Origin of the sequence: Aeromicrobium sp., from assembly GCF_049586495.1 — a bacterium.
In the GTDB taxonomy this organism is placed as follows: Bacteria; Actinomycetota; Actinomycetes; order Propionibacteriales; family Nocardioidaceae; genus Aeromicrobium.
This window is the reverse complement of sequence record NZ_JBAVCB010000212.1, coordinates 1-13,026: the sequence shown is the minus strand read 5'-3', so window position 1 is coordinate 13,026 and position 13,026 is coordinate 1. Positions and strand designations below refer to the sequence as shown.

Sequence of the window (13,026 nt, the reverse complement as noted above, 5' to 3'; positions counted from 1 at the left end):
ACCGGATGGAGGATCTGTCGTCGGCGGCCGCATCGGCACTGCTGGTTGAGCCCTTCTCCCCGTCACTCACCGCGGCCCGACGCGAGCATCGGGCCCGCCTGCACCAGGACTTGGTGGCGACGTTCGGCGGCGAGATCGGCACCGGGAGGGTCTCGACAGAGGCGTCGCCCCTGCACCTGTCGCTGTTCGTGGCGGCCGACGGCATCACCTGGTTGGTGCTGCGCCGGGACGAAGGCTTGTCCTACGACGACGCAGCCGCCCTGATGCGCGACACCTTCAGGCGTCTTCTCGCTCATTGACCGAGGTCTCTGCACCATGACGACAGCAATGAGAAAGGGACCGAACCCCTACGGGTCCGGTCCCTCTCGTCACAGCTGAGCGATCACCGCTCTTCGTCACCGGCAATGAAGGCCTCGAGCTTCTCGCGACCGAGGTCATCGGGTCGCTGCTCGGGGGGCGACTTCATCAGGTAGGACGAGGCCGACAACAGGGCTCCACCGATGCCGCGATCCTTGGCGATCTTCGCCGCACGGATGGCGTCGATGATGATGCCCGCCGAGTTCGGCGAGTCCCAGACCTCGAGCTTGTACTCCAAGTTGAGCGGAACGTCACCGAAGGCGCGACCTTCCAGGCGCACGTAGGCCCACTTGCGGTCGTCGAGCCACTGGACGTAGTCCGATGGGCCGATGTGCACGTTCTTGTCGGAGATCTTGTTGCTCAGTGAACCGGTCAGGTTCGAGGTGACCGACTGGGTCTTGGAGACCTTCTTGGACTCCAGGCGATCACGCTCGAGCATGTTCTTGAAGTCCATGTTGCCGCCGACGTTGAGCTGGTACGTGCGATCCAGTGCGACGCCACGGTCTTCGAACAGCTTGGCCATCACGCGGTGCGTGATGGTGGCGCCGACCTGGCTCTTGATGTCGTCACCGATGATCGCGACGCCGGCGTCCTCGAACTTCTTGGCCCACTCCGGGTCGGAAGCGATGAACACCGGGAGCGCGTTGACGAAAGCGACCTTCGCGTCGATGGCGCACTGCGCGTAGAACTTGTCGGCCTCTTCTGAACCCACCGGGAGGTAGGACACGACGACGTCGGCTTTGGAGTCCTTGAGGACCTGGACCACGTCGACTGCCGCGGCGTCAGACTCTTCGATCGTCTCGCGGTAGTACTTCCCGAGGCCGTCGAGCGTGTTGCCGCGCTGGACGACGACGCCGGTCGGAGGAACGTCGGCGATCTTGATCGTGTTGTTCTCGCTGGCCTGGGTCGCTTCGGACAGGTCGAAACCGACCTTCTTGGCGTCGACGTCGAAAGCAGCGACGAACTCGATGTCACTGACGTGATAGTCACCGAACATCACGTGCATGAGCCCGGGGACAGTGCCCTCGGGGTCAGCGTTCTTGTAGTACTCGACGCCCTGGACCAAGGACGTGGCGCAGTTGCCCACGCCCACTATTGCCACTCGTACCGAACCCATGGGTTCTCCTGTCATATCTTTGATGTGGTGATGCCTGTGTGATCGTGCAGATTTCAGTGCGTGGAGGTCTCGTGGACCTCAGGGGGATGGCCGCCATCGCGCTCGCGATCGATGAGCTCGGTCAGCCACGAGATCTCGTGTTCCACCGATTCAAGGCCGTGGCGTTGCAGCTCGCGGGTGTAGGCGTCGGTGCGCTCACGACCCCGCTGGGCCGCCAACTTCACGTTCTCCAGTCGTTCCTCCAGCCGGCTGCGGCGACCCTCCAGAATGCGGACTCGTGACGCGGCGCTGGTGCGCGCGAAGAACGCGAACCGGACACCGAAGGTGTCGTCGTCCCACGCCGCCGGGCCTGACTCCTCCAGCAGTTGGGCGAAGTGTTCCTTCCCCTCAGCGGTGAGGCGGTAGACGATGCGGGCGCGACGTGACCGTGTTTCTGGATCCTCGGACTCAGCGGCCACGATGTGACCGGCCTTGCCCAGAGCCTTGAGGCACGGGTAGAGCGTGCCGTAAGACAGGATGCGGCCCCACCCGAGCAGGGCATTGACCTGCTTGCGCAGCTCGTAGCCATGCATGGGCGTGTCGTGCAGCAGTCCGAGGACCGCCACTTCGAGCGCCACACCGCGTCGCGTCATCTCATCCGTTTCCTGAAGGTCTGTCCGGGCACCGTGATGCCGTGCCGTTATAGCGACACGATACATCGATCCAATGCATCGGAGTCAATGTGGCGTGAGGTCCGCCACAGCGGCCGCGGGGAATCAGTGCACTCTCAGGTAGGTTCGGCACACTGGTGCGGTTGCCGTCTTGAGCGGCTCGGTCAGACTTGATCCGCGATGGATCTCCCACTGAATCCCGAGATGGACCCAGACGAAGGAATTTCCCCGTGGCCTCACAGACCAAGCGCAAGCCCGCGACGCGGCGTCGGACCTCCTCCACGAAGAAGGGTTCGGGCGGCCGATCCGGCGGCGTGCTGCGTGGCATCGGTGGTCAGGGCCCGTGGTGGGCCCAGGTGCTGCGCTGGCTCGCATTCTTGACCGTCGCCGGCATCTTGGCCGGCGCGCTGACCTTCTTCGTGCTCTACCGGGCCATCGCGATCCCTGATCCCAACGCTGAGTTCCAGACCCAGACCACCAAGGTCTACTACTCCGACGGCAAGCACCAGATCGGCTCGTTCGCCACCCAGGACCGCGAGAACGTAGGACTCTCCGAGATCCCGGCATCGATGCAGGCAGCCGCCATCGCCGCCGAGGACCGCACCTTCTACACGAATCGCGGCATCGACTTCAAGGGCATCATTCGCGCGGTCCGCGACAACACCACCAGCGGTGAGATCCGCGGGGGCGGTTCGACGATCACCCAGCAATACGTCAAGGTGCTGTACCTGACCCAGGAGCGCTCCTACAAGCGCAAGCTCAAGGAGGCCGTGCTCTCGGTCAAGATCCACAACCAGCTGGGCAAGAAGGACATTCTCGAGGGCTACCTGAACACCATCTACTTCGGCAACGGCGCCTACGGCGTCGAGGTCGCCTCCAAGACCTATTTCGGCAAGCCCGCGTCAGACCTGAACTACGCGCAGTCGGCCATGCTCGCCACGATCATCAACAGCCCGAGCTACTACGACCCGTACAACGAGGGCTGGGAGGAACGACTCAAGCCGCGTTTCGACTACGTCCTCGACGGCATGCTGGAATCGGGCGCGATCACCGAGGCGGAGCGGGAGAAGTTCCGCGACAAGGTCCCCGGTGTCGTCAAGCAGAAGAACAGCAACCGGTACGCCGGTACCAAGGGTTATCTGCTCGACATGACGCGGAAGCAGTTGGCGGGCCTGGACTTCTCCGACGCGCAGATCCGCGGTGGCGGACTACGCATCGTCACCACGGTCGACTACGAGAAGCAGAAGAGCGCCGTCGCCGCGGTCAAGCAGGTGCGGCCCGGTGGACTCGATGAGCTGCACACGGCGCTGGTGTCGATCCAGCCCGGCACAGGAGCCGTGCGCTCGCTGTACGGCGGACCCAACTACTTGAAGAGCGAGCTGAACTGGGCCACGCTGCCCACTCAGCCCGGGTCGACGTTCAAGATGTTCGCCCTGATCGCTGCGCTGCAGGACGGGTACGGTCTGCAGACTCAGCTGAACGGCAACTCGCCGTTGACGGTCGGCGATGCCGAAGTCGAGAATCAGGGCGACTCCGGCGGTTCGTCCTTCGGCACCGTGACGCTTGAGCGGGCCACCGCCAAGTCGATCAACACCGCGTTCGTCGACCTGACCCAGCAGATGAGCGGCGGTTCGGACTCCAATGTCGAGGCTGGAGCCGCCAAGGTGCTCAAGGCAGCGCAGGACGCTGGGATCCCTGCCAAGGTCACCGACAACATCGGCAAGGTCGCCGTCACGTCGCTCGGCTTCGCCCCGGTGCCCCCGATCGACATGGCCAACGCCTACGCCACGGTCGCCGCGGGAGGCGTTCGCGCTGACTGGTACCTGATCGAGAAGGTCAGCGATGAGAACAAGACCGAGCTGTACAAGCACGAGGTCGAGACGAAGCGCACCATCGACAAGGACGTGGCCGGCGACGTCATCAAGGCGATGCGGGGCGTCACCGCCAGCGGCGGCACCGGAACCAACGGCAACACCGTCTGCCCCACCGGCGGCAAGACCGGCACGGCGACCGCCGGCGAGGATCCCACGAACCAGTACGTGTCATCGTCCTGGTTCGCCGGCTACACCCCGAAGCTCGCCACGACCGTGATGTACAACCGCGGCAGGGGCAACGAGGATCTGGAGGGGTACCTGAATCCGTTCTTCGGTGGCACCTATCCGGCCCTGACGTTCAAGGCCTACATGAACTCGGCCCTCCAGGACGAGAAGGGCTGTGGCGAGTTCATTCCTCCGGGCAACATCAGGGCCGACAAGGGCACCACCTACGTCCCGCCGGCACCCAAGCCCAAGAAGACCAAGAAGGCGGAGCCGAAGCCGGAGCCAAAGCCGACCAAGACGACCGCAGAGCCGGATCCAGACCCGACGATCCCGGCGCCCAAGCCGACGAAGTCGTCGCCGCCACCGGAGTGAGCTAGCGAAGTTCGATGCGGTCGAACGTCGTGGTGGTGTACCGCACCGCGACGTCGACCGTGTCGCCGATCGCGGGGGCCTCGACGTCAGCGGGCACCAGCACCAGGCTGACGTGCATGTGTGGCGGCTCGGCGAACCAGCGCTGCTTGCCCGCGATCGTGAACGGTGAGAGCGCGAGCCCAGCTGCCTCGAGCCCGCCCTTGGCGAGCGTCTTGCCGCGGTTGAGCACGCCGGAAGCGGCCCTGGGCGCCTCGAGCCCGACACCGTGGCTGGTGCCTCCAGCGACGACCAGCAGGACGCCGTCGCGGGAGATGGCGCGCTGGCGATAGCCCACGCGCTCTCCGCGCCCGACGGTGTGTCGATCGAGCACCTCGGCGCGCACCGAGAGGGCGCCCAGATCGCCCAGCCACACGGCAGTGCCGATCCGCGGGCGAATCGTCAGGTGCGGCCGGCGGGAGGAGAGCTGGCCGATCTCGGTCGGGGTCAGGTGAGACACGAACAGCGTCGTGGTCTCCAGCTGGGAGGCCGCCAGGGCTGCGGCCCAGCTCTCCGCCTCACGCAGGTGTCCCTCGGCCGGTCCGGCGCCGATCAGTGGCAGGTGGATGGCGAATCCCACCACCTCGAGGTCGCCGAGCGCTGCGACAGCGGCCGCCAGCTCGTGTCGGTCGAGCCCATGGCGCGACATCGAGGTCTCGCCCTCGAGGACGATCCGGGCGCCCGGTGCGAGGTGGGCCAGCGCGACGATGTCCTCGACCCGGCCCACGGTGTGGACCACCCGGTCCTCCAGCACGACCTCGGACAAAAAGGGCCGCCACGGCGTGAGCACCATGATGTCGCCGGTGAAAGACGCGAGAGCGGCGGGCACCTCGGCATAGGTGCCGACCGCGATGGTGTCGAGGCCGAGCGCGACGGCCTCGCGGGCCAGCAGGTCCCGGCCAAATCCGTACCCGTTGCCCTTGATGACCGGGACCAGCTCCGGCGTCGCGTCGACGACACGTCGAATTCCTGCGCGCCAGCGCGCTGCGTCGACGTGCAGGGTGAAGGACATCAGCGCCTCCGCAGATATTGGGTGAAGCCGAGGTACAGCGCGCGGTTGAGTGGAAGATCCCACTCGCCGAGATACTCCACAGCCTCGCCGCCCGTACCCACCTTGAACTGGATCAAGCCGATGTGCGGATCGTCGGCGGCGAGCGTCTCGGTGATGCCGCGCATGTCATAGACGTCCGCGCCAGCTGCCATGGCATCGCGCATCATCTGCCACTGGATGGCGTTGGAGCCGCGCACGTCGCGCTTGGCCGTGGTCGACGCTCCATAGGAGTACCAGGCATGGGCGCCGACGCGCACCATCGTGGTGGCAGCCACCAGGTCACCCTCGTGACGCGCGAGGTACAACACGAGGCGGTCATCGTCTTCTGAGGTGAGCGCGTCCCACATCCGTTCGAAGTACGACAGCGGGCGTGGCGTGAAGCCATCGCGTGCGGCGGTCTCGGAGTAGACCTGATGGAACTCGGCCAGATCGGCACGCGTGCCATGTGTGACCTCGACGCCGTTCTTGGCTGCCTTCTTGATGTTGCGCCGCCACTGCTGGTTCATGCCGGCCAGCACATCGTCCTCGGTCCTGTTGGCCAAGGGGACCTGGAAGTTGTACTTCGGCTGTCCGGCAGAGAAGCCGTCTGCTGCGCTGATCTCGCGCCAGCCGCGCTGCTGCAGGCCGTCAGCCACGGCGAGCACGGCGTCGTCCACGTCGTCGGCGGGGGTCTGCGACAACGTCCCAAGGGCATCGTCGGCCATTGCGGCCTTGATGGTCGCGGCGTGCCAGCGTCGGGCGATGACGGCAGGCCCCATGCGAATGCCAAAGGCGCCGGCCTTCTTGAGGTGAGCCGTCATGGGATCGAGCCAGCGGTCGAGGTCGCGGTCGGTCCAGTCGATGTCCGGTCCCTCAGGCAGATAGGCCAGGTAGCGCTTCAGCCCGGGCAGCTGGCGGTAGAGCACCAGTCCGGTCCCGACCAGAGTTCCGCCGTCGAACCAGCCGATCGACTCGCCGCGCCACTCGTTCTTGACCGTCGCCCACGCTGGGGTCTGCAGGAAGCTGACCGATCGTCGGGAGCGAATCGACGCGAGGTGATCCGCGTCGCCGATGCTGCGGACCACGAGAGGTGATGTCACCCCGTCACGCTACCAACGGCCGGAGTGGTCAGGCGACGAACTGATGGGTGGGGCGACTGGGCACGAGCAGCAAAGCCATGCCAGCCTCCTCGGGCGTGCGGTTGGCCTTGCGGTGATTGCAGCGTTGGCAGGCGGCGACTGCATTGTCCCACGTCAAGGTGCCTCCGCGGCTGCGCGGGATCACGTGGTCGACGGTCTCGGCCCGGCCGCCGCAGTACGCACACTTCTTGTCGCGCGCCTTGATGGCCGTCTTGGTGCACAGTCCGGAGCGGCGGTGCATCCACCGCGTGACGACGTAGCGAACCAGTCGCAGCACCTTGGGCACCGGGAACGGTCCGAACGTGCCGCCCGCTTCTTCTTCGACGACGGCGACCTCACGCACCAGCATCTTGATCGCGTGCTGGAGGGACACGCGTTGAAGTGGCTCGTAGCTTGCGTTGAGAACCAGCACGTACCCGTCCATGTGGCAGCACCTTTCTGCCCAGAGCGTAGGCCATCTGTCGCCCCGAAACACGGACGGACCGTCTCTGTCCTACGGTGGAAAGGTGGACACACCGGAACTGCTCGACGGATATGGGCCCGTCAAGGGCTTCGACGAGATGTATGCCGGCAGCGGAACTGAGGTCCGACCGATCTACGAAGCGGTCCGCGCGGCTTTCTCCGAGATGGGCCCTGATGAAGTGCGCCTGCGAGCGGACTCGCTGGCTTCCTCGTACCTGGAGCAGGGCATCACGTTCGGCGTGGAGGGCGAGGAACGTCCATTTCCGCTCGACATCGTTCCGAGGCTGATCGAGGCCCACGACTGGGAGCACGTCGAGCGCGGCGTCCGCCAGCGCGTGCTGGCTCTGGAGGCGTTTCTCGACGACATCTATGGGTCAGGCGAGCTGTTCGCTGACGGCGTCGTGCCGCGCTCCACCGTCATGACCTCGCCGCACTACGCCCGCGTGGTGGCCGGCCTCGACCCCGCGAACGGTGTCCGGATCCACGTGTCCGGCATCGACCTGATCCGCGACGGCGATGGCGACTTCCGCGTGCTGGAGGACAACGTGCGAGTGCCGTCCGGGGTCTCCTACGTGATGACCAACCGGCGCGCGCTCTCCGCGTCCCTGCCAGAACTGTTCGCCGACCACCGCATCCGTCCGGTCGCGCAGTACTCGCAGCAGCTGCTCGCGGCCCTGCGGGCTGCTGCGCCGGCCGGTGTCAACGATCCCACCGTCGTCGTGCTCACGCCGGGGGTCTACAACTCGGCGTACTTCGAGCACACGCTGCTGGCCCGCACGATGGGCGTCGAGCTGGTTGAGGGCCGCGACCTGGTGTGCCGCTCCGGTCGCGTCATGATGCGCACGACCAACGGACTGGAACCGGTGCACGTCATCTACCGTCGCATCGATGACGACTGGTTGGACCCGCAGCAGTTCCGCGCTGAGTCCACCCTCGGCGTCCCGGGCATCATCAACGCCGCGCGGGCAGGTCATGTCACGATCGCCAACGCGATCGGCAACGGCGTGGCCGACGACAAGCTGCTCTACACCTACCTGCCAGACCTGATCGACTACTACCTCGGCGAGGAGCCCATCCTCAAGAACGTCGACACCTGGCGCGTGGGCGAAGCCGATCAGCGGGAGGAGGTGCTGGACCGACTCGACGAACTGGTGCTGAAGCCGGTCGACGGCTCCGGCGGCAAGGGCATCGTCATCGGACCAGCCGCGAGCACGGCCGAGCTCGACGAGCTACGCACGAAGATCCTGCTCGACCCGCGGGCCTGGATCGCGCAACCGGTCATCTCGTTGTCGACGGTCCCGACCTTGGTCGAGGACGGCATCCGGCCGCGGCACGTGGACCTGCGTCCGTTCGCGGTCAACAAGGGCGATGGTGACGTGTGGGTGCTGCCTGGCGGCCTGACCCGCGTGGCGCTGCCCGAGGGCGAGCTGATCGTGAACTCCAGCCGAGGTGGAGGTTCCAAGGACACCTGGATTCTTGCCGCCGGCTCGGAGGTCGACGAGGACGAGGAGAGCGGCCTCTTGGCCAGCGCGACCACGGGCGTCGGCCTGGAGCCGGACCGCATGCAGGTGCAAGAGCAAGAGCAAGAGCAACAGCAGTCATCTGGACAGGGGCGTTCGCCATGTTGAGCCGCATCGCCGAATCGTTGTTCTGGATCGGTCGCTATCTGGAGCGCGCCGACGACACCGCCCGCATCCTCGACGTCCAGATGCAGGTGCTGGTCGAGGATCCCGGCATGGACGAGCGCACCTCGTGCGAGCAGCTGCTGTCGGTGATGGGCGTCGAGGACTACACCGGCAACCCGAACCGCTGGATGATCCTGGACCTGCTGGCGCACAACCCGGACTCCCCCGTCTCGATCGCCAACGCCCTGGGTGCGTGTCGCGAGAGCTCACGCCGAGCGCGCGAGACGTTGTCCACCGACATCTGGGCCGCCATCAACACGACCTATCGCGGCCTTGGCTCGGCCCGCGCCATGCGACCGCCCGACATGTTCGCATGGGTGCGCAACCGGTCGGCCATGATCTCGGGGATCGCCGAGTCGACGATGTCGCGGGATGAGGGGTGGCACTTCTACCAGCTCGGCCGCAACATCGAGCGTGTCGACATGACGGCACGACTGATGTCGACCGCCGCCTTGGCACCGGGTCCCCAGGTGGCCTGGCCGACCACCTTGCGGGCCTGTGGCGCCTACGAGAGCTTCATCCGCGCCTATCGCGGAATCGAGGCCGACCGTCAGGCTGCCGAGTTCCTGCTGCTCGACCGATGGTTCCCCCGCTCGATCGTCTTTGCGCTCGCCGAGGCCGAGCGCGCCCTGGTGCGACTGGAGCGAAGTGGCCGTCGGGCCGGTTTCGGCGACGAAGCGCAGCGTCTGCTGGGCCGGGCCCGTACCGAGCTGGAGTACCGACCGCTGGCCGACATCGTCTTCGACCTGCCGGTCGAGATGGAGCGACTGCAGCGCAGTTGCGCCGCGGCCAGTGACGCCGTGACCGCGAGGTACTTCGCCGAGTCCGAGGACTACGCCTGGCAGGGAGGTGTGCTGCTGTGAGCACGCTGGACGGAATGCAGCTGCGGATCAAGCACACGACTGGGTACCACTACGAGAACGGTGCGGCCGCTTCGTTCAACGAGGCGCGGATGACGCCCGCCACGACCTCTGAGCAGTACGTGCTGCGCTCGCGCATGGAGATCTCGCCGTCGCCGTGGACGTATGAGTACCGCGACTACTGGGGCACCACGGTCACGGCCTTCGAGGTGCACGATCCACACGACGATCTGGCCGTCGTGGCGACGACGACGGTCGAGACACAGCCCTCAGCATCCGATGTCGTGCACATCGCGTGGGAGGACTTGGCCGCTGTCGCGGACCAGCACTGCGAGTACCTCACCACGAGCCAGTGGGTCGCGCCAGCAGACAGCTTGGTGGCCGAGCTGGACACCCTGCGCTCGGCGGCCGACACCCCCGCCGCGTACGCCACCGCGGCCATGTCGATGGTGCACGCCCGTATTCAGTACCTGCCGGGCACCACCGAAGTGACCACGACGGCCGCCGATGCGTGGGAGGCCGGGAGCGGCGTCTGCCAGGACATCGCGCACCTGACGCTGGGGGCCCTACGACACGCTGGCATTCCTGCGCGATACGTGTCGGGGTACCTGCACCCCTCCAGCGAGCCGGTCATCGGCGAGTCGGTCGAGGGCGAGTCGCACGCCTGGATCGAGTACTGGGATGGCGAGTGGGTGGGCTTCGACCCCACCAACGAGGTCGCTCAGAGCCCGCGACACGTCGTCGTGGCGCGCGGCCGCGACTACGCGGACAACCCGCCGCTGCGTGGCATCTACTCCACGTCGGGTCGGTCCGAGCTGTTCGTCGAGGTCGAGATCACCCGGCTTCGCTGAACTGGGACACTGGCGGAATGATCCTCACCGACCTGCTGTCGGACACCCTGACCCGTCCCACGCTGGCGATGCGGCAGGCCATGGCCGAGGCCGAGGTCGGGGATGACGTCTTCGGCGAGGATCCGACGGTCAACGCGCTCGAAAAGCGCGTCGCCGACCTGCTGGGTCACGAGGCGGGGCTCTTCACGCCGACCGGATCGATGGCCAACCAGCTGGCCCTGCGACTGCACGTCGCGCCGGGGGCGGAGATGGTCTGTGACTCCCTGGCGCACGTCGTGCGAGCCGAGCTCGGGGCAGCCGCAGCGCTCGCGGGCATCACGTCGCGCACCTGGACCGCGCCGCGCGGCTTGCTCGACGCCAGTCAGCCGCTGGAGCTGATGATCACCGGCGCCGGCGTCTACCAGGTCAACACTTCGCTCGTGGTCGTGGAGAACACGCACAACTTCGGCGGCGGGACGGTCCAGCCGATCGACCAGATCCGCCACCTGCGTCGTGGCACGCAGGCTGCGGGCGTGGCGATGCATCTCGACGGGGCACGGTTGTGGAACGCCCACGTGGCCAGCGGCGTGGCCCTGCGCGACCATGGCGCCGAGTTCGACACCGTCTCGGTCTGTCTCAGCAAGGGCCTCGGAGCCCCGGCCGGCTCAGTCCTGGTGGGGACGGCCGCCGCAATGGCCGAAGCGCGCATCTGGCGGAAGCGATACGGCGGCGGCATGCGCCAAGCCGGCATCCTGGCCGCTGCGGGGCTGCACGCGCTCGACCACCACCTCGACCGACTGGCCGACGACCACGCGCGGGCGCGCCGTGCGGCCGAGGCATTCGCCGAGGCGGCACCCGGGTGCATCGATCCCGCGTCGGTCGAGACCAACATCGTGGTCCTGGATCTCACCGACACCCACTGGTCGGCCGCCCACCTCGTGGTCGAGGCAGCGGCCGCAGCGGGCGTGCGAGGGTACGCCGTGGCACGGCAGGCGGTGCGGCTCGTCTGGCACCTCGATGTCGACGACGCCGCGACCGATCACGCCATCGATGTCCTGACCGGTCTGTTACGCCCCGCCTGAATGTGGGCTGCAGGGCCACCGTCGACGACCACCGGCATCGTGGCGCTCGCTCACATCGTCAAAAATGTCGACATATCGACGAATCGGCCCGTGTTCGGATCGTCGGACGGCTGACCAGAGACAGCGAGATCCCGCTGGCAGCGGTGCAGCCTGTCGGCGACTAACGTGGACACCGTGAGCACTGAGAACTCAGAATCCCGCTACTACGCAGACCCGGTACCGGAGCTGCACCGGCCGTACTCCGCGACGACTGACCGCTACCAGTCGCTGGAGTACCGGCGGGTGGGCGACTCCGGGCTGCTGCTCCCTCCGCTGTCCCTGGGCCTGTGGTGGAACTTTGGCGACAATCGCCCGTTCGACACCCAGCGCGAGATCCTGCGGCACGCCTTCGACCGCGGCATCACCCACTTCGACCTGGCCAACAACTACGGCCCGCCCTATGGCTCAGCCGAGGAGAACTTCGGCCGCATGATGCGCGGTGACTTCCGGCCGTACCGCGACGAGATGATCATTTCGTCCAAGGCTGGCTGGGACATGTGGCCGGGGCCTTATGGCAAGCTCGGCTCGCGCAAGTACGTGCTGGCGAGCCTGGATCAGTCGTTGGCGCGCATGAGCGTGGACTATGTCGACATCTTCTACTCACACCGCGCGGACCCGTTCACCCCGGTGGCCGAGACGATCGGAGCGCTTGACACCGCGGTCCGCCAGGGCAAGGCGTTGTACGTGGGAATCTCGTCCTACTCCCCCGAGCGCACGGCCGAGGCGGTTCGGGTGGCGCGTGACCTCGGCACGCCGCTGGTCATTCATCAGCCGTCCTACTCGATGCTCAACCGGTGGATCGAGCGTGGTTTGCTCGACACGCTGGACGAGCACGGGTTGGGATCTATTGGTTTTTCCCCGTTGGCTCAGGGACTCCTCACCTCGAAGTACCTTGACGGGAACCCCGTGGAGCGTGGCGGGGCGCGCGGCAGCTTCAACGACGATGTTTTGACCGAAGACAATGTCAGACGGCTGCGGGGATTGGCAGACATCGCGGAGCAGCGCAGCCAGTCGCTGGCTCAGATGGCCATCGCCTGGACGTTGCGGCCCGGCGGCGTCACGTCCGCATTGATCGGGGCGTCCTCGGTCGAGCAGCTGGACGAAAATCTCATCGCCGCCCAGAACATCGAGTTCTCGGCCGAGGAGCTCGCGGCGATCGACGCCATGACGACTGACGCTGACGGTGTCGATCTGTGGAAGGTTTCCGCCGACCTCTGATGCACGATCCGCTCGCACGGCTCCTCGCGGACCCGCCCGACCTGCCGGTCGTCGCTGGGTTGTCGGGTGTCGCCGCGGCGCTCCGTTCGCATGGTGTGGTCGTCGTGCAG

General features: G+C 66.6%; 12 protein-coding genes. 7 read left to right on the top strand and 5 right to left on the bottom strand.

Features of this window, described 5'->3' with window-relative positions; translation table 11 throughout:
* A partial coding sequence (locus WB508_RS11350; protein WP_423844993.1) for a hypothetical protein occupies positions 1–299 on the top strand: 299 nt, incomplete at its 5' end.
* Positions 300–382: 83 nt separating this feature from the next.
* Here the strand turns inward: WB508_RS11350 and WB508_RS11345 are convergent.
* Together WB508_RS11345 and WB508_RS11340 are read right to left on the bottom strand one after the other, a co-directional pair.
* Positions 383–1,474, bottom strand: coding sequence for an inositol-3-phosphate synthase (locus WB508_RS11345; RefSeq protein WP_423844992.1), 1,092 nt, complete (start codon positions 1,472–1,474; stop codon positions 383–385).
* Between the two features lie 53 nt (positions 1,475–1,527).
* Positions 1,528–2,106 (bottom strand): PadR family transcriptional regulator, encoded by a 579-nt coding sequence (locus tag WB508_RS11340; RefSeq protein WP_423844991.1) that lies wholly within the window; start codon positions 2,104–2,106, stop codon positions 1,528–1,530.
* 248 nt (positions 2,107–2,354) lie between these two features.
* Between WB508_RS11340 and WB508_RS11335 the strand changes: the two genes are divergently transcribed.
* Complete coding sequence (locus tag WB508_RS11335) at positions 2,355–4,535, top strand: transglycosylase domain-containing protein (RefSeq protein ID WP_423844990.1); 2,181 nt, start codon at positions 2,355–2,357, stop codon at positions 4,533–4,535.
* Position 4,536: 1 nt separating this feature from the next.
* Here WB508_RS11335 and WB508_RS11330 read toward each other — a convergent pair whose 3' ends face one another.
* The 3 genes from WB508_RS11330 to WB508_RS11320 are packed head-to-tail and all read right to left on the bottom strand — an operon-like array spanning position 4,537 to position 7,164.
* The gene (locus WB508_RS11330; protein WP_423844989.1) at positions 4,537–5,583 is read right to left on the bottom strand and encodes an alanine racemase; all 1,047 of its coding nucleotides are present in this window, start codon (positions 5,581–5,583) and stop codon (positions 4,537–4,539) included.
* The gene (locus WB508_RS11325) at positions 5,583–6,701 is read right to left on the bottom strand and encodes a lipid II:glycine glycyltransferase FemX (RefSeq protein ID WP_423844988.1); all 1,119 of its coding nucleotides are present in this window, start codon (positions 6,699–6,701) and stop codon (positions 5,583–5,585) included. Before WB508_RS11325 ends, WB508_RS11330 begins: the two co-directional genes overlap by 1 nt.
* Before the next feature lie 28 nt (positions 6,702–6,729).
* Positions 6,730–7,164 (bottom strand): HNH endonuclease, encoded by a 435-nt coding sequence (locus tag WB508_RS11320; protein WP_423844987.1) that lies wholly within the window; start codon positions 7,162–7,164, stop codon positions 6,730–6,732.
* A gap of 82 nt (positions 7,165–7,246) precedes the next feature.
* On the opposite strand from WB508_RS11320, the gene WB508_RS11315 reads away from it, so the two are divergent.
* From WB508_RS11315 to mgrA, 5 genes are all read left to right on the top strand, one after another.
* Positions 7,247–8,830: a circularly permuted type 2 ATP-grasp protein gene (locus tag WB508_RS11315; protein ID WP_423844986.1), complete on the top strand. Its 1,584-nt coding sequence runs from the start codon at positions 7,247–7,249 to the stop codon at positions 8,828–8,830.
* Entirely contained in the window at positions 8,824–9,750 is a 927-nt protein-coding gene (locus tag WB508_RS11310) for an alpha-E domain-containing protein (RefSeq protein WP_423844985.1), read from the top strand. The genes WB508_RS11315 and WB508_RS11310 overlap by 7 nt, the downstream gene beginning before the upstream one ends.
* Positions 9,747–10,598, top strand: a complete 852-nt coding sequence (locus WB508_RS11305) for a transglutaminase family protein (RefSeq protein ID WP_423844984.1) — start codon at positions 9,747–9,749, stop codon at positions 10,596–10,598. The genes WB508_RS11310 and WB508_RS11305 overlap by 4 nt, the downstream gene beginning before the upstream one ends.
* 17 nt (positions 10,599–10,615) lie before the next feature.
* On the top strand, positions 10,616–11,659 hold the full coding sequence (locus WB508_RS11300; RefSeq protein WP_423844983.1) for a threonine aldolase family protein: 1,044 nt from the start codon (positions 10,616–10,618) through the stop codon (positions 11,657–11,659).
* A 225-nt stretch (positions 11,660–11,884) separates the two neighbouring features.
* On the top strand, positions 11,885–12,916 hold the full coding sequence (gene mgrA, locus WB508_RS11295) for an L-glyceraldehyde 3-phosphate reductase (protein WP_423844994.1): 1,032 nt from the start codon (positions 11,885–11,887) through the stop codon (positions 12,914–12,916).
* Positions 12,917–13,026 lie beyond the last annotated feature (110 nt).

Coding starts and splice junctions, on each gene's coding strand:
- WB508_RS11340 (WP_423844991.1), bottom strand. CDS start 2,106: ATGACGCGACGCGGTGTGGCGCTCGAAGTGGCGGTCCTCGGACTGCTG.
- WB508_RS11310 (WP_423844985.1), top strand. CDS start 8,824: ATGTTGAGCCGCATCGCCGAATCGTTGTTCTGGATCGGTCGCTATCTG.
- WB508_RS11300 (WP_423844983.1), top strand. CDS start 10,616: ATGATCCTCACCGACCTGCTGTCGGACACCCTGACCCGTCCCACGCTG.
- WB508_RS11330 (WP_423844989.1), bottom strand. CDS start 5,583: ATGTCCTTCACCCTGCACGTCGACGCAGCGCGCTGGCGCGCAGGAATT.
- WB508_RS11320 (WP_423844987.1), bottom strand. CDS start 7,164: ATGGACGGGTACGTGCTGGTTCTCAACGCAAGCTACGAGCCACTTCAA.
- WB508_RS11345 (WP_423844992.1), bottom strand. CDS start 1,474: ATGGGTTCGGTACGAGTGGCAATAGTGGGCGTGGGCAACTGCGCCACG.